This window comes from Clostridium saccharobutylicum DSM 13864, assembly GCF_000473995.1.
In the GTDB taxonomy this organism is placed as follows: Bacteria; Bacillota; Clostridia; order Clostridiales; family Clostridiaceae; genus Clostridium; species Clostridium saccharobutylicum.
The window spans coordinates 1,567,353-1,589,844 of sequence record NC_022571.1 but is presented as its reverse complement, the minus strand read 5'-3'; the positions used below and the strand labels follow the sequence as shown (position 1 = coordinate 1,589,844).

Genomic DNA, 22,492 nt, shown 5'->3' with positions numbered 1-22,492 from the left:
TTCAGCAGAAGTTGCTATAACTCTCCAGTTTTGATGTATCATCAAAAAAAAAACTCAAGATAGTTTAGTGATTTAAATTAAGTTCAAGTTTCTAAATACAAATGAATTTTTCCCTTTATTGAAAAAACCTGCTAATTAAGCAGGCTTTGAGATTTAAATTGATAAAACCTCTTTTTCTTTTGCAGCTACTATAACATCTACTTGCTTTACAACTGCATCTGTTTTCTTTTGAACATCATCTTCACCTTTTTTAATTTCATCTTCTGAAACATCAGAATTATTTTTCAAGGCTTTGATTTTGTCATTAGCACCTTTTCTAATAGATCTAATTGCTACTTTAGCTTCTTCCCCTGTTTTCTTTACATTCTTAACAAGAGTTTTTCTAGTTTCTTCTGTTAATTCTGGTATTACTAATCTAATAACAGAACCATCATTTGAAGGATTTAGCCCTAAATCTGACTTTAAGATAGCTCTTTCAATATCTTTTAATAGAGGTTTTTCCCATGGTGTTATCATAAGTACTCTTGGTTCTGGAGCTGAAACATTCGCCACTTGGCTAAGTGGACACATGCTTCCATAATACTCAACTTGAATTCTATCAAGCATTGATGGATTTGCTCTTCCTGCCTTCATTGTTGATAAATCTGACTCTAATACAGCTATAGTTTTTTTCATCTTCTCTTCTGCATTCTTAATGATATCCTTAATCATGATATTCCTCCTATTTCTTTGTTACTAATGTTCCAATATTTTCGCCAAACATTGCCTTTTTAATATTTCCAGGCTCATCTAATCCAAATACAAGAATCGGAATTTCGTTATCCATACATAATGAAGTTGCTGTTGAATCCATAACTTGTAATCCTTGTTCTAATACTTCTATATATGATAGTGTATCATATTTTTTAGCATCTGAATACTTATGAGGATCTTTATCATAAACTCCATCAACTTTTTTAGCCAAAAGAATTACATCTGCTTCTATTTCAGCAGCTCTTAAAGCAGCAGTAGTATCAGTTGAGAAATATGGATTTCCTGTACCAGCAGCAAATATAACAACTCTTCCTTTTTCTAAATGTCTCATCGCTCTTCTTCTTATGAATGGTTCTGCAATTTCTTTCATTTCTATAGCAGTTTGAACTCTTGTTTTAACTCCTACTTGTTCTAAGGAATCTTGAAGCGCTAAAGCATTTATGCAAGTTGCCATCATTCCCATATAATCAGCAGTAGTTCTGTCCATACCTTCGCCACTTCTGCCTCTCCAAATGTTTCCGCCACCTACTACAGTACCTACTTCAACACCCATATCAACTAATTCTTTAATTTCTAAAGCTATTCTTTTAGCTACATTAAAATCAAGCCCAAATCCACTAACTCCAGCTAAAGCTTCCCCTGAAAGTTTTAAAATTACTCTCTTGTATTTATAATCTGACATTTACAATTACCTCCTGATGTTTTAGGAATTATTAAAAGTATTTTTATTATTTTGACACATTAAATATATATCTAATTTTTTAAAAAAAGAGAACACAAAGTGTTCTCTCTTTGGCTAAATATTATTTACCCATTTGTCTTGCAACTTCTTCAGCGAAATCTACTTTTTCTACTTCGATTCCTTCTCCTCTTTCGTATCTTACGAATCTAGTTACTGTAATTGGAGAACCAACTTCTTTAGATTTTTCTTCTAAGAATTTAGCTATTGTCTTGTCGCTATCTTTAACCCATAGTTGATCTAAAAGACAAACTTCTTTGTAGTACTTCTTAATTCTTCCTTCAACCATTTTTTCAACGATCTTTTCAGGTTTTCCTTCATTTAAAGCTTGAACTCTATAGATTTCTTTTTCTTTTTCTATAGATGTATTATCTACTTCTTTTTCGCTTAAGAATAATGGGTTAGCAGCAGCAATTTGCATGCAAACTTCTTTAGCTACTTCATCAAGTACATCTGATGCAGTATCACAAGCAAGTTCCACTAAAACTCCAATTCTTCCGCCACCATGGATGTAGCTCTTAACCATTCCATTTTCAATGCCAAATTTAGTGAATCTTCTTATAGTCATGTTTTCACCAAGTTTTGCTATTAAAGCTTTTAATGCAGCTGAAACTGTGTTTTCTGCATCAAACTTTTCGTTAACTAGTTCTTCAACTGTTGTAGCTGAAGTTTCAACTGCCATTTGAGCTAATCTATCAGCAAAAGCCATAAATTCATCATTAATAGCAACGAAATCTGTTTCACAATTGAATTCAACAACTGCTCCTTTTTTCTTATCTTCTGAAATATATGTTTTAACTATACCTTCAGCAGCAACTCTACCTGATTTCTTAGCTGCATCCGCAAGTCCCTTTTCTCTTAAGAATTCAACAGCTTTATCGATGTCTCCTTCAGTTTGAACTAGAGCCTTTTTACAATCCATCATTTTAGCTCCAGTCATATCTCTTAGTTCTTTAACTAATTGTGCACTTATGTTTGCCATAATTTAATTCCTCCTCGAATATAAAAAGTAATCCTTAACATTTAGCAAAAGGGTAACTGAAGTGGACTTCACTTACCCTTTTCTTATCTAAATTACTCAGCTAATTGTTCGCCTTGTCTTCCTTCCATGATAGCGTCAGCCATTTTAGCAGTTATTAATTTAACAGCTCTTATAGCATCATCATTACCTGGTATTACGTAATCAACTTCTTCTGGATCACAGTTAGTATCTACTATAGCAACTACTGGAATTCCTAAAATCTTAGCTTCTAAGATAGCATTCTTTTCTTTTCTTGGATCAACGATGAACATTGCTCCAACATTTTCAGCATCTAAGTTTCTGATACCGCCAAGATTCTTTTCTAATTTTTCTAATTCTGCCTTTAATTTAATAACTTCTTTCTTAGGAAGAACATCGAAAGTTCCATCTTCTTGCATTTTTTCGATTTGTTCTAATTTTCTAATTCTGCTCTTGATAGTTGTGAAGTTTGTTAACATTCCACCTAACCATCTGTTGTTTACGAAATGCATGTTGCTTCTGATAGCTTCTTCTTGGATAGCTTCTTGAGCTTGTTTCTTAGTTCCAACGAAAAGTATATCTTTTCCTTCTGCAGCTACTTCTTTAATGAAGTTATAAGCTTCTTCAGCCTTTTTAACTGTTTTTTGAAGATCTATTATATAGATACCATTTCTTTCTGTGAAGATATAAGGAGCCATTTTAGGGTTCCATCTTCTTGTTTGGTGTCCAAAGTGTACACCTGCTTCTAATAATTGTTTCATTGATATTACTGACATTTTGTTACCTCCTTGGTTTTTACCTCCATTATCTTCTTCTCATAAAATTCCCCCAAAACAAGGGCACCTAATTTATGAATTGGATAATGTGTGTATTTGTTACCTTAGATAGTATATCATAAGGTATTTAACGTATCAATAAAAATTTTAATTTTGTTTTATTTTTTATTTATGTTATACATAAAAAATGTAAAATACTAATATTCAATATTGGTATTTTAGCTTCTTTATTAATGACTAAGCTAAAATTTTGCAAACAAAAATTCATATATAATTCAAAGTTTTATAATAATTGCAACATTTTAAATTTTCTCCAAATGAATAAATATTTATACTATAATTTTTAATTTTAGCAATTATAAACAAAAAAAGCTAAAGGATATATTTATATACGCATCCTTTAGCTTTTTTATTATTTTATTTTTTTTAGTTCCTCTATTAATTTTTCATTTAAGATTCTAATATAAGTTCCCTTCATTCCAAGAGATCTTGATTCAATAACTCCGGCACTTTCAAATTTTCTTAATGCATTTACTATAACACTTCTAGTTATTCCTACTTTATCTGCTATTTTAGAAGCTACTAATAATCCTTCATTTCCATTTAATTCTTCAAAGATATGTTCAACGGCTTCTAATTCCGAATAAGAAAGAGTTCCTATAGCTAATTGTACAACTGCTTTTTTTCTTGCTTCTTCTGCAATTTCATCTTGCATAGCTCTAAGCATTTCCATTCCTACAATGGTTGCACTATACTCTACTAGTACTAAATCATCGTCTGTAAATGCATTTCCAAATCTAGCTAATATTAATGTCCCTATTCTTTCTCTACTTCCTATTATAGGTATTATAGTAGATAGCTTATCTACTTTTTTACATTTACCAATCTCCTCAAAAACACATCTTCCTTCATTTGGTAAATTAGATAATGTATCATTAATTTCTAAAAGTGTTTTATTGTAATCTTCTGGAAACCTCTTATCTTCTATTACTTTTTTCTTCATAGCTTCGCATTCAAATTCTTTACCCAAAGTATATCCCAGTACCTTTCCTTTTTTGCTTATTATATAAGCATTACACTCAAGAACTTCACTTAATAGGGCACATATATCTTGAAATGCTACAGGTTCTGTACCAGACTTCTGTAGAATCTTATTTAACATTCTAGTCTTATTTAATAGTGATGACATAATATTTTCCTCCTTGGCAACCATATAACAATATCATTGAATAAAAGGATTGTAATTACAAAAAATTCTTAATTTATTGAATTTTTTTACAAGTTGCGATTAATTTTAGTTTATCACATAAAATTTTCGTTTTCAACAGTATTTTAATTTTATTCGACAAAATAATATCACTTAAGTCATCAAACTATCTATATTAAATTTCTTCTTTTTTATTTTCTTCCTCTTCTTTAATTTCATGTTTATAATCACATTCACTATTGGAACATTGTACATATTTGCCTTTTGACTTTGAATACTTTAGGACCATATACGAATTACATTTTGGACACTTTTCTTTTACAGGTTCATACCAACTCACAAATTTACATTCTGGATATCCAGAACATCCAAAGAATTTCTTGCCTCTTTTACTTTTCTTGACAACAATAGTTTTTCCACACTCTGGACATGGAACATCTAGTTCCTCAACTATAGGTTTCGCATTTTTGCACTCTGGATATCCAGGACACGCTAAGAATTCACCATATCTACCTCTTTTAATAACCATCATTCGACCACATTTTTCACATTTTACATCACTAACTTTATCTTCAATTACAACCTTTGATATTTCTTTTTCAGCCTTTTCAATTGCAGCCTTTAGAGGAGTAAAAAATTCTCCAACTATTTCAGTCCAATTTTCATTTCCTTCTTCTACATTATCAAGTTTTTTCTCCATATCTGCTGTAAAATCAACATCTACTATTTGCTTAAAATATTCACTTACAATATTATTTACTATCTCTCCAAGTTCAGTTGGAATTAAGTTTTTCTTTTCACGAACAACATAATTTCTCCCAAGCAAAGTTGAAATAGTAGGTACATAAGTACTAGGTCTACCTATTCCCTTTTCCTCTAGTAATTTAACAAATGACGCTTCGGTATATCTTGGTGCCGGCTGAGTAAAATGTTGGCTTCCTTTAAGAGAAGCTTCCTTTAATTCTTCCCCTTCTTCTACAACTGGCAATGTTACCGATTTTTCATCTTCTTCATTTGAATATTCGTATACTTTCATAAAACCATCAAAAGAAATTATAGATCCTGATGCTTTAAATTTGTAATCGCCATTTTCTATATCTATTGAATTAGTATTTAATTCACACGATTCCATTTGACTTGCTACAAATCTTTTCCAAATTAATGAATATAATTTATATTGTTCAGGAGTTAAATTTTCTTTTGCAACTTCTGGCGTTATATCTACATAAGTTGGTCTTATCGCTTCATGAGCATCTTGAATATTCTTTTTTCCTTTATATACTCTAGTAGATTGAGGTAAATATTCTTTTCCATATGAATTTTCAATAAATTCTTTAGTTTTAATTTGTGCTTCTTCTGAAATTCTTACAGAATCAGTTCTCATATATGTTATTAATCCTACTGTTCCATAACCTTTTACTTCCACACCTTCATAAAGTCCTTGAGCTATTGACATAGTTCTTTTAGTCATAAAGTTTAATTTTTTATTTGCATCTTGTTGAAGTGTACTTGTAGTAAAAGGTGGCAACGGATTCCTATTTTTTTTACCTTTTTTTATTGATTTAACAACAAACTTTCCATCTTTCAGTTCTTCAATAATCTTATTTGAAGATTCTTCATTTTCAATTTCAATCTTCTTTCCTTTGTATGTTGAAAGCCTTATTGGAAACTTCTTTTTATCCTTCTTAAGCATACAGTCTATTGACCAATACTCTTTAGGAATAAATTCATTTATTTCCTTCTCCCTGTCACATATTAACTTTAACGCTGCAGACTGTACTCTACCAGCACTAAGTCCCCATTTTACATTTCTCCATAAAATTGGACTTATCTCATATCCAACAAGTCTATCTAATATTCTTCTTGCTTGCTGTGCATCAACTAAATCTAAATCAATTTTGCGTGCTTCTTTTATAGATGCTTTAACTGCAGTCTTTGTAACTTCATTAAAAACTATTCTACACGTTTCATCTTCTGAAATCTTTAATATGTTAGCTAAATGCCATGAAATAGCTTCTCCCTCTCTATCAGGGTCAGTTGCAAGATAAACTTTATCTGCTTTTTTAGCAGCTTTTCTTAATTTATCTATCAATTCTCCCTTTCCTCTAATAGTAATATATTTGGGAGTATAATTATTTTCTATATCAACACCTAACCTACTTTTAGGTAAATCTCTTACATGGCCCATTGATGCCTCTACAATATAGTTCTTTCCTAAATATTTGCCGATTGTTTTTGCTTTTGCCGGCGACTCAACAATTACAAGTTTTTGACCCATAGTACAACTTCATATAATATATGAAGTTTTCACCCCCTACACATTTTAAATTGTTTTCACATAGTAATTTCCAGGTAAGCAAATAATCTCATTTTTAATCTGCATTTCAAATAGTAATGCATATAAAGCGCCTCTATCAACAGACATATTTTTAAAAATATCATCTATGTGAATTGGTGAATCGCTTATTAAATCTAATATTTCACTCTTTTCAGGTGCAATATTCATAGGTTTAATATTAACATGCTCCAAACTCAACAGCACTCTTAAATCTTCTACATCAGTACAAATCGTACATCCATCTCTAATTAATTTATTAGAACCACTTGCTCCATCGTAAAATATGGATCCCGGCGTAACGATTACCTTCTTTCCTTGCTGTTGTGCAAGCCTAGCTGTTATTAATGACCCACTTCTTTCTGAAGCTTCAACTACTATTACACTGTCACTAAGACCACTTATTATTCGATTTCTCTTAGGAAAATTATATCTTAGCGGACGCGTTCCAATTAAAAATTCAGAAATTACTACTCCTTTTTCTGCTATTTTGGAAAATAAAAATTTATTTTCAGATGGGTAGACAATATCTATGCCACAACCTAATACACATATATTAACTCCATCATCTTCCAGAGCGGTTTTATGTGCAATAGAATCTATACCTCTTGCACCTCCGCTTATAAGCGTTATATTATTAGTAATAAGCTCCTTTGTCAAGAGTTTTGTTACTGCCAATCCATAATTTGAACACTTCCTTGACCCAACAACAGCTATAGATTTGTTATTTATAACACCTATATTGCCCATATAAAATAGAAAATAAGGCGGATTTGAAATTCCCCTCAATTTCTCTCTATATAAAGGATTAGCATATGTAATAAAGTGTATTCCTTTTTTGACTAATGTTTCCTTTAACTTAAAAACCTTACACTTTAAATCTTCTTTTTGAAAATTTTTTATTTTTTTGGCTATAGCACTATTATTTTTTAATATTTCTTCAAAGTTATTGTATACATTTTCTTCATTTTCATATTTATCTATTAACTTTATTTTTTGATGATTTGTTAAATCTAAAAGTATTAACCATAATTCATAATCCATATATTTAACTCCCTTCTATATAATGTCTCCATTTATATTTTTTCTATAACTAAAGGCTTCTAATATATGTCCTTCCAATATATCTTTCTCGTTTTCTATATCAGCTATAGTTCTTGCAAGCTTTATTACTTTTCCATATCCTCTTAAAGATACACTTGAAGTATTATAATAATGTTTCAAAATTTCTGTACATTTTCTTCCAACCCTACATATTTCGAAAATGTCTTTTCCTTTTATATCCGAATTATATTTATATACACAATTTTCAAATCTTTGTTTTTGAATCTTCCTTGCCCTTAGTACATTTTCACGCATGACTTTTGAATTATACGAATCACTTTTATTTTCAATTTCATCATATTTTAATCTAGGTACATAATTTAAGATATCAATTCTATCTAATAAAGCACTAGAAAATTTTCTTGAATATTTTTTAGTTTGAGCATCTAAATAATATTTATCATTTTGATATATTTTATCTTCATTCTTTTCTATTGGATTAAAAGCTCCTACTAACAAAAAATCTGCTGGCATTGTACAACTTCCAGTAATTCTATTTATATTTACATGCTTTTCTTCTAAGGGTTCTCTCAAAGACTCTAACACATCCTTCTTAAATTCTAAAATCTCATCCAAAAACAATACACCATTATGAGCCAATGTTATTTCTCCAGGCTTAATCTCTTTTCCACCACCAATTAATGCTACTTTGGTTGTAGTATGATGTGGTGCCCTAAAAGGTCTATTGATCTGCATATTTTTACTTATTAGTCCACATGCACTATATATTTTTGCTATTTCTATTAATTCATTTTGAGATAACGATGGCAATATTGATATTAAAGCTTTTGCTAACATAGTCTTACCACATCCTGGCTCGCCATACAGTATAATATTATGCTTACCCGCCGCTGCAATTTCCAGTGCTCTTTTAGATGAATATTGGCCTATAATAGCTCCATAGTCAAACACTTGATAATCTTCATCTATATTTAGCTTTTCGTCTCGCTCATACGGAAGCATATCCTCATATGTAATAAAAGAAATTACTTCTTTTAGATTTCTAAATGGATAATATTTTCCACTCTCAAAATAGTAACTTTCTTCTAAGTTTTCATATGAAAAAATGAACTTATTAATCTTTTCTTTTATTCCCTCAACAATTATTGGTATAGTTCCCTTAACCCCTTTAAGTTCGCCAAATAAAGATAACTCTCCAAAAACTATATAATCATCCATATCCTTTTTGATAATTTGATTAGATTCCATAAGAATACCAATTGCAATAGGTAAATCTAAAAGTGAACCTATCTTTCTTACATCTGCAGGTGCTAAATTAATTGTAATTCTACCTAGAGGAAATTCAAATCCACAGTTTATTATGGCTGCTCTAACTCTTTCTTTTGCTTCTTTTACAGAAGTATCTGGAAGCCCTACAATCGTAAATTGTGGTAACCCTTTAGATATATCAACCTCTACATCAATCAAAAATCCCTCCAGACCATTGTGCGTTGCACTGATTATTTTCACTGCCATATAATATCACCTCTTTACACATAATCTCTTAATGATTATAGACATAGTTTAAAATATTAATTCCAATATTTTTATAAGTTTAATTTATTTTATATTGTCAAGAATTAATATATATTGTAAATTACGAATATTTCCTATAAATTAATATGATTATGAAATTGAGCGCATGAGGATGGAGGACTTTAATGAAAAACTTAAATAAAGAGGTAGGTAGCTATTGTGAAAAAATAGCACGAACATATCTTAAAAAAAATGATTATAATATTTTAGAATGTAATTTCAAAAATTTTCTAGGCGAAATAGATATTATATGCCAAAAAGATGGATTAATAATTATTATTGAAGTTAAAGGCAGGTATAATTATGATTATGGATTACCTCAAGAGTCAGTTAATCTTTCTAAACAAAAATCAATCATAAAAGTAGCCAGTTCATATATTACTTATAATAAAATAGTTAATACTAATTTTAGGTTTGATGTAATAGAAATATATTTAAATAATAAAAATAATTTATTTAAAATAAATCATATAAAAGACGCTTTCAGATTATAGGAACGTATCAATTTTTTATTTTTAATATATTATACAAAAAGGAGCATAGATATCTGTTGCAATTTTAAATATTTCAACAAATATCTATACTCCTCTTTCGCTTTTAAAACCTAAGTAAAAAAATAATACCCAAACAATGCAGTTCATATTTCTTATCAGATAATAAGACAAATTCTGCTCATAGTGGGACTCTAGATAATTTTGTGTTATTAGTATATTTGTTATTTAAATATTACTGGAAATTTTATGGTCCAGTAATATTTTTTTATTTTTAGTAAATGCTAAAAATATGTTTTATATCCATTTATAGTATTAGTGAAAAATCAGATATTATACATAAAGTTTAGTAAAAAGTACAAGCTATTAAGCTAATTCATCATTTAATTGTTCTTCAAATACTATTGATAATTCTGCTAAAGTACGACCCCAATTTGGTGTTGGTTGAGTCCACTTTTCTATAATTTCCATAGTAGCTAGATAAACACATTTACTTAAAGATTCATCGGTTGGAAATACAGTTCTTGATTTAGTATACTTACGTATTTGTCTGTTAAATCCTTCAAGCGTATTAGTTGTATATATCATTTTTCTTATTTCAGGAGAGAAAGTGAAGAATGTTGATAGGTGACTCCAATTGTTATACCACGAATCTATTACAATAGCATATTTATCTCCCCACTTATCCTTTAAATTATCGAGCTGCGCTAGCGCAAGTTCCTCAGTTGAAGCCTTATAAACACATTTTAAATCTTTAATAAATTCTTTCTTATCTTTTGATGCTATATACTTAACTGAGTTTCTTATTTGGTGAACAATACATGTTTGAATGTTAACTGATGGAAATACAGTTTTAATGGCTTCTGGTAACCCCTTTAATCCGTCCATACATGCTATAAGGATTTCTCGTACGCCTCTATTTTTAAGATCAGTGCATATCTTTAACCAAAACTTAGCACCCTCAGCTTCATCTACCCAACTTCCTAAAATTTCTTTGTATCCTTGCATGTTGTATCCTAAGCATATATAAACAGCTTTATTCATAATCTTTCCATTGCTTCGCACCTTGAAATACATAGCATCCAAATACACTATTGGATAAACTTTATCTAGTGATCTATTTTGCCACTCAACAGCACTTTCCATAACTTTATCTGTAATTCTAGATACCATAGAAGGTGATATTGTTATTCCATATAAGTCCTCTATTTCTGCTTGAATATCACTTGTGGTCATTCCTTTTGCGTAAAGAGAAATCACCTTTTTATCTAATTCTGTACACACAGTTTCGTATTTCTTTATAATTTGTGGCTCAAATTCAGCATTCCTATCTCTTGGTACGTCTAAATCGACGTCACCGAAAGAACTTCTAAGATTTTTGGTACTATATCCATTTCGATAATTCTTTTTTGTAGAATCATTAGTTTCTGCTCTTTGATATTTATTTCTTCCAAGGTGTTCTTCCATTTCACCTTCTAAAATATTTTCTAACACATCTTTAACTAATCTTTGAATTAAACCATTTTTACCCATGACATCATCGATAGTCTTACATTTCTTTACCTCAGCTTTGTAATCAAAGTCATCATCAATTGGTTTTGACATACATATTCCTCCTTTATTCTTTATGTATATTATTCCAAAACTACCAACTGATTATGTAAAAAAACAGTAGATAGTTTTGTTTTTTACACAAAACTATCTACTGTCCCCTCATAGTAAACTATTAGCGCATTTTACAAACGCAGCATCGCATGAAATAGTCAAATAGACTGATCTATTATTTTTTACAATTCACCTTATATATGTTATAACAACTTTGTTAAAAAGCTATTTCTATGTATGTCACATTTTCCATACTTTTTCAAACTATCTATATGTTTAGAAGTGCCATATCCAACATTATTTTCGAAATCATAATTAGGATACTTTTTAGCATATTCCTTCATTAGATTGTCTCTATAAACCTTAGCTACTATAGATGCTGCTGCAATACATGCACTTTTAGTATCGCCTTTTATAACAGATTTATTTTCTATGTTAATATTCTTAACTAAATATCCATCTGATAATACTAAATCCGGCTTAATATTTAACGCATTACAACTTTCTAGAAACACTTTATTATTTGAAAAAGCTATTCCCTTTTCATCAATTTCTTCATTAGATGAAACTGCTATATTATAACATAAAGCTTTCTTTTTTATAATTTCCGAAAGCTCTTCTCTTTTAGATTCTTTTACTTTTTTAGAGTCATTTAAATATAATATTAAATCTTCATCCAAAACATTTAAATCCAGCATAACGCAACATGCAACAATAGGACCCGCAAGAGGACCTCTTCCAACCTCATCCACTCCTGCTACATATTTATAATCACCAAATGATTTATCAAAGTTATACATTTCTTTAACTCTTTGAACTTCATTTAAATAAATATTTAACTCTTTTTGAAGTTTACTACTAATAGATAATACATTCTTTCTCTTATCCTTATTTAATAAATCTATAAGCTTCAAAAGCTCGCCATTTTTATATGACTCTACAAGATTAACCTTGCTTATTTCCTCTTTTATTTTACTAAAAGGTAATGATAAAATATCCTCATTAATTATCATCATTCTCTTCTCTGATTGGACGTTCTAACGAAATCTTACCAATCTTTCCTCCTCTAAATTCATCAAGCAATATGACCGCAATTCTATTATAGTCAATTTGCCCTCCTGAAATTAAAGTGCCTCTTTTTTTACCTATAGAATCCAAAGTATCCAATGGATTTTCAAATACCTCTGGTAACTTATATCTTTCCTTTAATTGTGGTTCATAATATGTTTGTAATCTCTCAACCAATTTAAGCGCCAACTCTTCTATATCCATTATTTCATCTTTTATTGCTCCTGTAAACGCTAAATTTAAAGCCGTTTCATCATCTTCAAATTTAGGCCATAACACACCTGGAGTATCTAAAAGTTCAATATCTATAGAAGTTTTTATCCATTGTTTACTTTTTGTAACACCTGGTCTATCACCTGTTTTGGCTATGTTATTCCTTGCTAGCTTATTTATAAAGGTTGATTTCCCTACATTAGGTATTCCAACAACCATAACCCTAGTAATTATCTTTACCATGCCTTTAGCTTTTAGTCTATCATGTTTTTCTTTTAAAAGGCTAAGTAGCACTGGTTTTATTGACTTAAGTCCTTCTCCTTTTAAACAATTAACTTCAAGTACTTTAACATCATCTTTAGTTAAATAGTTAATCCATTCTTTAGTAACTTTACTGTCTGTTAAATCACTTTTATTTAAAAGTATAATTCTTGGTTTACCTTCTAGCAATTTCTCAATATCTGGATTAGCCGAACTTCCTGGAATTCTAGCATCTCTTATTTCTATAACAGCATCAACCAACTTTAAATTTTCTTTAATCTCTCTTTGAGTTTTTCTCATATGCCCTGGAAACCAGTTAATTGCCATATGGATTCCTCCTTAATTTTATTTGTAATAAAAAACACTCATGAAATTACATATCAGTTTTTTATACAGTTATAATATATTTATTTTCACGTGCCTTATATAATTTTTAAATATAATAAAAAAAGGACTGAAACAGTCCCTTTTTTATACTATCTAGTTAATAATTCTTTAACTTTAGCAGCCTTACCAACTCTATCTCTTAAGTAGTAAAGTTTAGCTCTTCTTACTTTACCTTTTCTTGCGATTTCAATTTTTTCGATAGTTGGTGCATTCATTGGGAATGTTCTTTCAACTCCAGTTCCATAAGCAACTCTTCTTACAGTGAAAGTTTCTCTTAATCCACCATTTTGTTTCTTGATTACAGTACCTTCAAACATTTGTACTCTTTCTTTGTTACCTTCTTGAATCTTAACGTATACCTTTATAGTATCACCAATTCTAAAGTTAGGTAAATCAGTTCTAATTTGTTCAGCTTCAATAGCTCTTATTATTTCGTTCATTGTGCATTCCCTCCTTAATGATAATTTGACGTTCGTAACACATTTACTATGCAGACAGAGGAACGCCCGTACTAGCACAAAATCAATCATATCACATATTTTTTTATATTTCAACAAAAAATATATTATTTATTTCTTGTTACTACTTTTTAGAATTTTAACATCTTCCTTTGTTAAAATAATATTTTTATATAAATCCGGTCTTCGTTCCTTTGTTAATTCAAGAGATTGAAGCCTTCTCCATTTTCTTATATTTTCATGATGTCCAGATAAAAGTACATCAGGAACTTTATCCCCCTGAAATGCCTCTGGCCTAGTATATTGAGGATATTCTAAAAGTCCATCCGAAAATGATTCTTCCATAAAGCTCTCTTCTTTTCCAAGCACTCCAGGAATTAATCTTAGAATAGAATCTATAACCGGTATAGCTGCCATTTCTCCACCAGTCAAAATAAAATCTCCAAGGGAAATTTCCATATCTATATGTTTATATACTCTTTCATCTATTCCTTCATAATGTCCACATAAGAATATAAGATTATCTTCTTTTGATAATTTCTTTGCTGTTTCTTGATTAAATGTTTTTCCTCTTGGTCCTAAAAATATTACTTTTCCGCTATTTGTTTCTTTCGCATGTCTTATAGTGTCTATAATAGGTTGCGGCGCCATTACCATTCCTGCTCCGCCTCCATATGGATAATCATCAACTTTTCTATGCTTATTTAAAGTATAATCTCTTATATTGAGCAAATTTAAATTAACAATGTTATTCTGTCTTGCTCTTCCTATAATACTATGATCAAATATTGTAAACATCTCTGGAAAAAGTGTTAATATACTAATCTTCATCTTGCCATTCACCTACTGGTTTAATGATGATTTTTTTTGAGTCTATATTAACATCTAGCACTATATCTCTAAGTACTGGAATTAATAACTCCTTAGGCTCTTTAATCCAATATACATCATTATTTGGAGTGCTAATGACATCAAAAACTCTACCTAATTCTTTCTCATTAGTATCATATACTATGCATTCCTTTAAATCTGCAACATAATATGTATCTGGTGGAAGTTCAGGTTCATTTGCTCTAGGGATTTCAATATATTTTTGTTTGTAAGTTTCAGCATCATTCATAGATTCTATTCCTTCTATTTTTAAGATAACTCTGTCTTTCTGAAACTTAACTCCTAATATTTTTTTCTCTATTCCATCTACCAATACAGTTTTTAGACGCTTAAACTTATCAACCTCTTGTGTTAAAGGATAAACCTTAACTTCTCCTTTAACCCCATGAGTATTTATAATTTGACCGATTTTAAACAACTTTCCCAAATATCTCACCTCTAGTTATTAAATAATATATAATTAATTAAACAAATCTAAAAAATAACAAGTCAATATGTTATCTCATTTTGCACTATAATGTATCAATAATATTATTTAACAATTTACTATGAACTAATATTATTTCCTTATTTTGCACAAAATATACGTTGTAACCTTTAACTTGTTATTTTTCTTAATATGCCTAAAAAGAGTTAGGTTAACCCTAACTCTTAATTTTTAGATGATTTCTACTATAACTCGTTTATTCTGTTTAACTGCTGCAGCTTTTATAACTGTTCTTATAGCTTTTGCAATCCTACCTTGTTTACCTATAACCTTCCCCATGTCTTCAGGGGCTACTTTTAATTCAAAAACTAGAGATTCCTCTCTGGTAATTTCATTAACAATAACTTGGTCTGGGTTATCAACTAGGGATTTAGCTATAAATTCAACTAATTCCTTCATAAACGTCTATAACTAGTATGTACTAATTACAGAATTCACCTCCAAAAACTACTTAGTAAGACCTGCGTTAGCGAAAAGTCTTTTTACTACTTCTGTAGGTTGTGCTCCGTTAGATAACCATTCGTTAGCTTTTTCTTCATTAACTTTAACTTCTACTGGTTCAGTTAATGGATTGTAGTATCCAATTTCTTCGATGAACTTACCATCTCTTGGACATCTTGAATCTGCAACAACTATTCTATAGAAAGGAGCTTTCTTAGCACCCATTCTTCTTAATCTGATTTTTACTGCCATTTTAATTTCACCTCCTTTAAAGGATAATCTATATTTCAACCTTAAAAAGGTAACTTACCAAATAATCCACCTTTTTTCGCTTGTTTTTGGAATGATTTCATATGCTTCATTTGTTTTTTCATCATTTCATAACCCTTCATGAGTTTATTAAGTTCTTGAAGTGTTGTACCAGAACCCTTAACGATTCTATTTTTTCTTGAAGCTGATTTAGCTACTATGCTAGGATTTTTTCTTTCCTTAGCTGTCATAGACTGAATAATAGCCTTAGTTCTATCTAATGCTTCTCCACTCTTTTCTAAATCAATACCTTGTAATTCCTTTGTATTTACTCCAGGTAACATTTCCAAAAGCTTATTTAGTGGTCCAAGTTTTTTCATTTGTTCCATTGCTGTTAAATAGTCATCAAAGTTAAATTCTTGATTTAACATTCTTTTTCCTAAATCAGCAGCTTCTTTTTCATCAATAGCTTCTTGTGCCTTTTCAATAAGTGATAATACATCACCCATTCCCAGTATCCTAGATGCCATTCTGTCCGGATGGAAAACTTCAAAGTCATTCATCTTTTCACCAAGACCAACATATTTTATTGGCTTGTCGATTATGCTCTTTATTGATAAAGCAGCTCCACCTCTGGTATCTCCATCTAACTTTGTTAATATAACTCCACTTAAATCTAAATCTTCATTAAAATTTTGTGCTACATTAACAGCATCTTGACCTGTCATTGAATCAACAACTAAAAGTATTTCTGATGGTTTAACATTTTCTTTAATGTTTTTCAATTCCTGCATTAAATCCTCATCAATATGAAGTCTACCTGCAGTATCTATAATAACTATGTTATTACCATTATCTTTAGCGTGAGCAATACCAGCTTTTGCTATATCAACAGGATTTACTTTGTCTCCCATCGAAAATACTGGAATTTCAATTTGTTTTCCTACAACTTCTAATTGTTTTATCGCTGCTGGTCTATAAATATCACAAGCAACTAATAGTGGCTTCTTATTATCTTTTCTAAGACTTAGTGCAAGTTTACCACACATTGTAGTTTTACCTGCTCCTTGAAGACCAACTAACATTATAACTGTAGGTCCACTACTATTGTAGTTAAGTTTACTTTCACTTCCACCCATAAGATTAGTAAGTTCTTCGTTAACTATTTTTATTACTTGTTGTCCTGGTGTTAAACTTTCAAGAACTTCATTTCCAACACATTTAGAACTAACAGAAGAAATAAATTGCTTAACAACTTTATAGTTAACATCTGCTTCTAATAAGGCAAGCTTTACTTCTCTCATGGCCTCTTTTATATCTTTTTCAGTCAACTTTCCTTTACCTTTTAATTTTCTAAAAGTCTCCTGAAGTTTTTCTCCTAAACCTTCGAAAGCCATGTTTACCTCCTCCTTATAAATTTTCTAGTTTTTCTTTATATTTTATAATATCCTCATCGTTAATGGAATATTTACTTTTTAAATCATCTAAAAAACTTATAATTTCTTTTTCTCTTTTTACACTCTTTTGAAGTAAGTTAAGCTTACTTTCATAGGATAGAAGTTGTTTATAACATCTTTTGATTAAATCGTGGATGGCTTGACGACTTGTTTTATTTAGTTCAGCAATTTCTGCTAAAGATAAATCATCGTTATAATACCATTCCATAATATCATTTTGTTTTTCAGTTAATAAGGAACCATAAAAATCCATTAATAAAGAAATTTCAACTCTATCTTCCATTTAATCACCTTACCCACAAAAGAGATTTTAACAGGATTCTTTACATGTGTCAAGTATTTTTACTTAACACACTTTATTTTTTTAATTTATAAATATCCGCCTACTAATTTAATTTTAATTATACGCACGTATCCCTTTATTCTTAACACTTCTCTTCTATAATGAAATATTCATATAGTATTCGCATTTTTATTAATTCATATTTCAAATTCTTAAAAAAATTTGTTATTAATGCGTTAATTATTAACTTTAAGTGAATTATATAAGTGCTTCTGCAAACCCTTCTGCATCAAACTTTTGCAAATCATCAATTCCTTCTCCAACACCAATATATCTAACAGGTATATTTAAACTTTGTTTTATAGATATAACAACTCCACCTTTTGCAGTTCCATCTAATTTAGTCAAAATTATGCCATCGATAGGGCATGCTTCCATAAACTGCTTTGCTTGAATTACAGCATTTTGACCAGTAGTTGCATCTAAAACAAGTAGAGTTTCTTTCTTAAAGCCTTCTAATTCTCTATCTATTATTCTATTTATCTTTTCAAGCTCATTCATTAAATTCTTTTTATTATGAAGTCTTCCTGCTGTATCACATATTAATAAATCTACTTTTCTAGCTTTAGCCGCTTCTATAGCATCAAAAACTACTGCTGCTGGATCAGAACCTTCCTGATGCTTAACTATATCAACATCAGCACGTGAACTCCAAACTTCAAGTTGATCTATGGCAGCTGCTCTAAATGTATCCGCTGCTGCAAGTAATACTTTTTTACCCTCTTGCTTGTTTTTTGCTGCAAGTTTTCCAATGGATGTAGTTTTACCAACTCCATTAACCCCTATTACTAGCATTACCTTTTTCTCTTCATCATCATCCTCATAAGATCCTTCAAGTAATATGTCTCTTATTACCGCTTTTAATGCTGGTTTAACTTCTTGTGGATCATTTATTTTTTCCTTACGTATTTTAGTTCTTAATCTTTCTATAATATCTATAGTAGTTTCCATCCCAACATCTGATGTAATTAAAATCTCTTCTAATTCTTCATATAAATCTTCATCTATAGTTATTGCAAGTTTTAAAGCCTCGTTTATTTTATCAGTTAACCCATCTCTAGTTTTTGTTAATCCTTCTTTTAGTTTATTAAATAAATTTCCAAACAAATTCATTTCCTCCTAATTTAATTTTTTGTTAAATCTACAGATACAACTTTTGATATTCCCTTTTCTTCCATTGTTACTCCGTATATAATGTCACTAGCTTCCATAGTTCCCTTCCTATGAGTTATAACTATAAATTGAGTATTTTGAGAAAATCTAGTTAAAAATTCTGCATATCTATATACATTTGCATCATCTAAAGCAGCTTCAATTTCATCAAGTATACAGAATGGAGTCGGCTTCATTTTTAATATAGCAAAAAGTAATGCTATAGCAGATAAAACTTTTTCTCCTCCTGACATCAAATTAATATTTTGAAGTTTTTTACCCGGTGGCTCTACATTTATGTCAATATTAGCTGTAAGCTCATCACCTTCACCTAAAATAAGTTCTGCACTACCGCCTTTAAATAAGTCCTTAAATGTTTGATTAAAATTGTAATTTAGAATTTTAAAGTTTTCTATAAATAAGTTTTTCATTTCATTTGTCATTTCTTCAATTACAGAAATCAATTCCTTCTTTGCATTTTCTAGGTCTTCTGCCTGAGTTGACATAAATTCATACTTTTCTTTTATATCTTCATATTCTTCTATCGCAGCTAAATTTACAACGCCAAGTTTTGTTATCCTGCCCTTTATAATATAAATTTCTTGTTTTAGATTACTTTCTTCAATTACTGGTTCACATATATCTAAAGCTTCTGCATAAGTTAATTCTAGCTCATCATTAAGCTTCTTATAAATATGTTCCTTTTCAGTTTCTTTTTTGGCTTTTATTACTTCTCTTTTGTTAACTTCCATCTCTTTCATGCCAATCTCATCTAGCACACCACTAATAAGATTATCTTTTTCTTTAAATTCCTGTTTTAGTTTTTCCTTTAGTATTTCCTCATCTTTAAAGTTTGATTCTAAAACACTTATGCTATTAGTATTTTTTTCTATAATCCTATGTTTTTCCTTAATATTTAAATTTAAAGTTTCAATATTGTTCTGATTATCAATATTTTCTTGAGTTAAAAGTTTACTTTTGGACGATAAATCTTGTATTTCTTTTTCCATTCTTGAAAATTCATTTTTCTTACCTTCAATCGCTTCATCCAAAGTAGCTTTGTTTATCTTCATTTCAGTAAGCTTATTTTCATTACTATTTACTTCTTGTAATTTTGCACTTATTACTTTTTCTAATTCCAAACTCTTGTTTTTGTTAAATGAGTTTTCATTTTCAAGAGATTTAATTTCTTCTTCTTTAACTTTAAGCTTTTCAAAGATAACCTCTTTTTCATTAATTATTCTTTCTAAATCTTCTTTGGTTATCTTTAAATTTCTTCTAAGTTTATCTGTATCATTTTGTAATCTTTGAGATTCACTTTCTTTTTTTGTTAATTCAATGTTTTTTTCATGTACCTCATCTCTTTTATTAAGTACATCTTCATTTATCTTTTTTATTTGTACTTTTAAATCTTGAACAACTTCAATTAATTCCTGATATGTTTGCTTCTTTTTGTTTATATCATTTTCTAATTCTTCTATTTCCCTTTTTCTTCCTAAAACATTAGTATTTTTTCCTTTTATGCTACCACCAGTTAATGCTCCTCCTGGATTTATCACTTCACCTTCTAAAGTAACAATTTTATAACCAAAGTTACCCCTACGAGCTATATTAAGTGCACAATCCATATTAGTACAGATTATTGTTCTCCCTAAAGTATAATTCATTATGTTTTCATACTCTATATCATATGAAATTATATCACTTCCAAGCCCAACATAACCTTCAGCTTCAGTAATACGTTTATCTAAAACTAACTTTTTCCCTTTTATTATATTTAAAGGTAAAAATGTTGCTCTTCCTAAGCTATTCTTTTTTAAGTATCCAATAAGAATTTTTGCTATTTCCTCATTTTTTGTTATAACATTAGAAATTGCAGCCCCTAATGCTATTTCTATAGCAATTTCATATTCTTTACTAACTGTAAATACTTCTCCTAAAACTTTAGTATCGCTAGCTTGTGCAATCTTCTCACGATGAATTGATTCCATTAGTGTTTTAACAGATCTGTTATATCCCTCATAATGCTTTTCAAGATTTTCTAACATATTTTTATTTGCATCAAGTTTTGTTAAAATACTATTTAATTCTCTGAGTTCGTTTTCTTTTCTAGTTAAATTTCCTGATAATACACTTATATTTTTCTTATCGTCTACAATTGACAAATTCAATAATTTTATATTATCTTTCTTAACTTCAATATCATTACTTAAACCCTTGTATGTAGCCAAATTAATTACTATGTTATTTTCTAAAGAAGATATAGATGAATTTAAAGTTTCTGTTTTTTCATCTCTAAGCGCAATATCCTTATTTAATATAGTAATTTCATTTTTTATATCCGAATTATTTCTTAAAAGCTCAAATTCTCCTTCTTTTAAATTCTTAAGCTCCTCTTCCATGCTCTTCAATTCTTTAGAATTATTTCTATTGTATTCTTCTAATTTTGATATATCTTCATTCTTTAATTTTTGCGCTTCTAATCTACTAACCAATTCTTCTTCTAATATTGCTTTATTTTTATTTACTTCCTGTATCTTAATTGAAATATCACTTATTTCATAATTATTTCTATTAATTTTTTCTTCAAAACTTTTAATTCTTTCATGATAAAGTTCAATGCTCTTGGTATCATCACTTACTATTTCTTTTAAATTATAATACTGCTCTTTTTCTTCTAGAGTTTTTTTCTCTATTTCTTCTATTTTTCCTTCTAAAACTCTAAGCATTTCTTTATCGTTAGCTATTTCTTTTCTTGCATCCTCAATATCCTTAATTTTTAAATTCAAATCTTCATTAAAAGTTTTTAATTCTTCCTCCATATTCTTTATGGTGTGTACTATTAATGAAACTTCCTTTACCTTTAAATTTTGGGATAACTCATTGAATTCTAGTGCCTTTTCTCTTTCGATTCTCAAAGGTTCTATTCTTTCCTCATAAGTTGACAAAATATCATTTATTCTAACAAGATTATCATCAGTATTGCTCAATTTTTTTTCAGCTTCTTCTTTTCTATTTTTGAACTTAACAATACCTGCCGCTTCTTCAAGCAATGATCTTCTTTCTTCCGGCTTTCCACTTAGAATAGCCTCAATTTTGCCTTGTCCAATAAGTGAATAACCTTCTTTACCTATTCCGGTATCCATGAACAGATTAGTTACGTCTTTAAGTCTACACTTTGAATTATTTATCAAATACTCAGATTCACCAGATCTAAATATTCTTCTAGATACAGTCACTTCGTTATATTCAGTTGATAGACTTTCATCACTATTGTCGAGAGTTAAAGAAACCTGAGCAAGTCCTACTGGTTTTCTAAATTGAGTCCCTGCAAAAATTACATCTTCCATTTTTCCGCCTCTTAGAACTTTTATACTTTGTTCACCGAGCACCCATCTTACTGCATCAGAAATATTACTTTTCCCACTTCCATTAGGTCCTACGACCGCTGTTACACCTTTTTTAAATTTTAGTTCTGTCTTATCTGCAAAAGACTTAAACCCTCTTATCTCTAGAGATTTTAAAAACAATCTGCCCAC

The 22,492-nt window shown here is 29.6% G+C and carries 21 protein-coding genes; 1 reads left to right on the top strand and 20 read right to left on the bottom strand.

Annotation, left to right across the window (positions count from 1 at the left end; genetic code table 11):
• Positions 1-153 precede the first annotated feature (153 nt).
• The 8 genes from frr to CLSA_RS06875 form a co-directional block, all read right to left on the bottom strand.
• Positions 154-711: a ribosome recycling factor gene (gene frr / locus CLSA_RS06910; RefSeq protein ID WP_022744696.1), complete on the bottom strand. Its 558-nt coding sequence runs from the start codon at positions 709-711 to the stop codon at positions 154-156.
• Positions 712-721: 10 nt separating this feature from the next.
• The gene (gene pyrH / locus CLSA_RS06905; protein WP_022744695.1) at positions 722-1,435 is read right to left on the bottom strand and encodes a UMP kinase; all 714 of its coding nucleotides are present in this window, start codon (positions 1,433-1,435) and stop codon (positions 722-724) included.
• A 121-nt stretch (positions 1,436-1,556) separates the two neighbouring features.
• Positions 1,557-2,474, bottom strand: a complete 918-nt coding sequence (gene tsf / locus CLSA_RS06900) for a translation elongation factor Ts (protein WP_022744694.1) — start codon at positions 2,472-2,474, stop codon at positions 1,557-1,559.
• A gap of 92 nt (positions 2,475-2,566) precedes the next feature.
• On the bottom strand, positions 2,567-3,268 hold the full coding sequence (gene rpsB, locus CLSA_RS06895; protein WP_022744693.1) for a 30S ribosomal protein S2: 702 nt from the start codon (positions 3,266-3,268) through the stop codon (positions 2,567-2,569).
• Positions 3,269-3,680: 412 nt separating this feature from the next.
• Positions 3,681-4,457 carry a GTP-sensing pleiotropic transcriptional regulator CodY gene (gene codY, locus CLSA_RS06890; RefSeq protein ID WP_022744692.1) on the bottom strand — a complete coding sequence of 259 codons (777 nt, stop codon included), beginning with the start codon at positions 4,455-4,457 and terminating at the stop codon, positions 3,681-3,683.
• A 193-nt stretch (positions 4,458-4,650) separates the two neighbouring features.
• Entirely contained in the window at positions 4,651-6,753 is a 2,103-nt protein-coding gene (topA, locus tag CLSA_RS06885; RefSeq protein ID WP_022744691.1) for a type I DNA topoisomerase, read from the bottom strand.
• A 45-nt stretch (positions 6,754-6,798) separates the two neighbouring features.
• Entirely contained in the window at positions 6,799-7,854 is a 1,056-nt protein-coding gene (gene dprA, locus CLSA_RS06880) for a DNA-processing protein DprA (RefSeq protein ID WP_022744690.1), read from the bottom strand.
• Between the two features lie 15 nt (positions 7,855-7,869).
• Entirely contained in the window at positions 7,870-9,390 is a 1,521-nt protein-coding gene (locus CLSA_RS06875) for a YifB family Mg chelatase-like AAA ATPase (protein ID WP_022744689.1), read from the bottom strand.
• Between the two features lie 185 nt (positions 9,391-9,575).
• Between CLSA_RS06875 and CLSA_RS06870 the strand changes: the two genes are divergently transcribed.
• Positions 9,576-9,944, top strand: a complete 369-nt coding sequence (locus tag CLSA_RS06870; RefSeq protein WP_022744688.1) for a YraN family protein — start codon at positions 9,576-9,578, stop codon at positions 9,942-9,944.
• A gap of 363 nt (positions 9,945-10,307) precedes the next feature.
• Here CLSA_RS06870 and CLSA_RS06865 read toward each other — a convergent pair whose 3' ends face one another.
• The 12 genes from CLSA_RS06865 to smc form a co-directional block, all read right to left on the bottom strand.
• Entirely contained in the window at positions 10,308-11,546 is a 1,239-nt protein-coding gene (locus CLSA_RS06865; protein WP_022743471.1) for an IS256 family transposase, read from the bottom strand.
• Between the two features lie 203 nt (positions 11,547-11,749).
• Complete coding sequence (locus CLSA_RS06860) at positions 11,750-12,562, bottom strand: ribonuclease HII (protein ID WP_022744687.1); 813 nt, start codon at positions 12,560-12,562, stop codon at positions 11,750-11,752.
• On the bottom strand, positions 12,549-13,415 hold the full coding sequence (gene ylqF, locus CLSA_RS06855) for a ribosome biogenesis GTPase YlqF (RefSeq protein ID WP_022744686.1): 867 nt from the start codon (positions 13,413-13,415) through the stop codon (positions 12,549-12,551). The genes CLSA_RS06860 and ylqF overlap by 14 nt, the downstream gene beginning before the upstream one ends.
• Positions 13,416-13,564: 149 nt before the next feature.
• Positions 13,565-13,915: a 50S ribosomal protein L19 gene (gene rplS, locus CLSA_RS06850; protein WP_022744685.1), complete on the bottom strand. Its 351-nt coding sequence runs from the start codon at positions 13,913-13,915 to the stop codon at positions 13,565-13,567.
• Between the two features lie 129 nt (positions 13,916-14,044).
• A complete protein-coding gene (trmD, locus tag CLSA_RS06845; RefSeq protein ID WP_022744684.1) occupies positions 14,045-14,764 on the bottom strand; it encodes a tRNA (guanosine(37)-N1)-methyltransferase TrmD in 720 nt (239 codons plus the stop codon).
• The gene (gene rimM, locus CLSA_RS06840; protein ID WP_022744683.1) at positions 14,754-15,251 is read right to left on the bottom strand and encodes a ribosome maturation factor RimM; all 498 of its coding nucleotides are present in this window, start codon (positions 15,249-15,251) and stop codon (positions 14,754-14,756) included. Before rimM ends, trmD begins: the two co-directional genes overlap by 11 nt.
• 231 nt (positions 15,252-15,482) lie before the next feature.
• Positions 15,483-15,710, bottom strand: coding sequence for a KH domain-containing protein (locus tag CLSA_RS06835; protein WP_022744682.1), 228 nt, complete (start codon positions 15,708-15,710; stop codon positions 15,483-15,485).
• A 48-nt stretch (positions 15,711-15,758) separates the two neighbouring features.
• Entirely contained in the window at positions 15,759-16,004 is a 246-nt protein-coding gene (gene rpsP / locus CLSA_RS06830; RefSeq protein WP_022744681.1) for a 30S ribosomal protein S16, read from the bottom strand.
• 41 nt (positions 16,005-16,045) lie between these two features.
• Positions 16,046-17,398, bottom strand: coding sequence for a signal recognition particle protein (gene ffh, locus CLSA_RS06825; protein ID WP_022744680.1), 1,353 nt, complete (start codon positions 17,396-17,398; stop codon positions 16,046-16,048).
• A 13-nt stretch (positions 17,399-17,411) separates the two neighbouring features.
• Positions 17,412-17,741 carry a putative DNA-binding protein gene (locus CLSA_RS06820; protein WP_022744679.1) on the bottom strand — a complete coding sequence of 110 codons (330 nt, stop codon included), beginning with the start codon at positions 17,739-17,741 and terminating at the stop codon, positions 17,412-17,414.
• Positions 17,742-17,999: 258 nt separating this feature from the next.
• Positions 18,000-18,908: a signal recognition particle-docking protein FtsY gene (gene ftsY, locus CLSA_RS06815; protein ID WP_022744678.1), complete on the bottom strand. Its 909-nt coding sequence runs from the start codon at positions 18,906-18,908 to the stop codon at positions 18,000-18,002.
• 17 nt (positions 18,909-18,925) lie between these two features.
• Positions 18,926-22,483, bottom strand: a complete 3,558-nt coding sequence (gene smc, locus CLSA_RS06810) for a chromosome segregation protein SMC (RefSeq protein WP_022744677.1) — start codon at positions 22,481-22,483, stop codon at positions 18,926-18,928.
• Positions 22,484-22,492 lie beyond the last annotated feature (9 nt).

Coding starts and splice junctions, on each gene's coding strand:
- frr (WP_022744696.1), bottom strand. CDS start 711: ATGATTAAGGATATCATTAAGAATGCAGAAGAGAAGATGAAAAAAACT.
- pyrH (WP_022744695.1), bottom strand. CDS start 1,435: ATGTCAGATTATAAATACAAGAGAGTAATTTTAAAACTTTCAGGGGAA.
- tsf (WP_022744694.1), bottom strand. CDS start 2,474: ATGGCAAACATAAGTGCACAATTAGTTAAAGAACTAAGAGATATGACT.
- rpsB (WP_022744693.1), bottom strand. CDS start 3,268: ATGTCAGTAATATCAATGAAACAATTATTAGAAGCAGGTGTACACTTT.
- codY (WP_022744692.1), bottom strand. CDS start 4,457: ATGTCATCACTATTAAATAAGACTAGAATGTTAAATAAGATTCTACAG.
- topA (WP_022744691.1), bottom strand. CDS start 6,753: ATGGGTCAAAAACTTGTAATTGTTGAGTCGCCGGCAAAAGCAAAAACA.
- dprA (WP_022744690.1), bottom strand. CDS start 7,854: ATGGATTATGAATTATGGTTAATACTTTTAGATTTAACAAATCATCAA.
- CLSA_RS06875 (WP_022744689.1), bottom strand. CDS start 9,390: ATGGCAGTGAAAATAATCAGTGCAACGCACAATGGTCTGGAGGGATTT.
- CLSA_RS06870 (WP_022744688.1), top strand. CDS start 9,576: ATGAAAAACTTAAATAAAGAGGTAGGTAGCTATTGTGAAAAAATAGCA.
- CLSA_RS06865 (WP_022743471.1), bottom strand. CDS start 11,546: ATGTCAAAACCAATTGATGATGACTTTGATTACAAAGCTGAGGTAAAG.
- CLSA_RS06860 (WP_022744687.1), bottom strand. CDS start 12,562: ATGATGATAATTAATGAGGATATTTTATCATTACCTTTTAGTAAAATA.
- ylqF (WP_022744686.1), bottom strand. CDS start 13,415: ATGGCAATTAACTGGTTTCCAGGGCATATGAGAAAAACTCAAAGAGAG.
- rplS (WP_022744685.1), bottom strand. CDS start 13,915: ATGAACGAAATAATAAGAGCTATTGAAGCTGAACAAATTAGAACTGAT.
- trmD (WP_022744684.1), bottom strand. CDS start 14,764: ATGAAGATTAGTATATTAACACTTTTTCCAGAGATGTTTACAATATTT.
- CLSA_RS06835 (WP_022744682.1), bottom strand. CDS start 15,710: ATGAAGGAATTAGTTGAATTTATAGCTAAATCCCTAGTTGATAACCCA.
- rpsP (WP_022744681.1), bottom strand. CDS start 16,004: ATGGCAGTAAAAATCAGATTAAGAAGAATGGGTGCTAAGAAAGCTCCT.
- ffh (WP_022744680.1), bottom strand. CDS start 17,398: ATGGCTTTCGAAGGTTTAGGAGAAAAACTTCAGGAGACTTTTAGAAAA.
- CLSA_RS06820 (WP_022744679.1), bottom strand. CDS start 17,741: ATGGAAGATAGAGTTGAAATTTCTTTATTAATGGATTTTTATGGTTCC.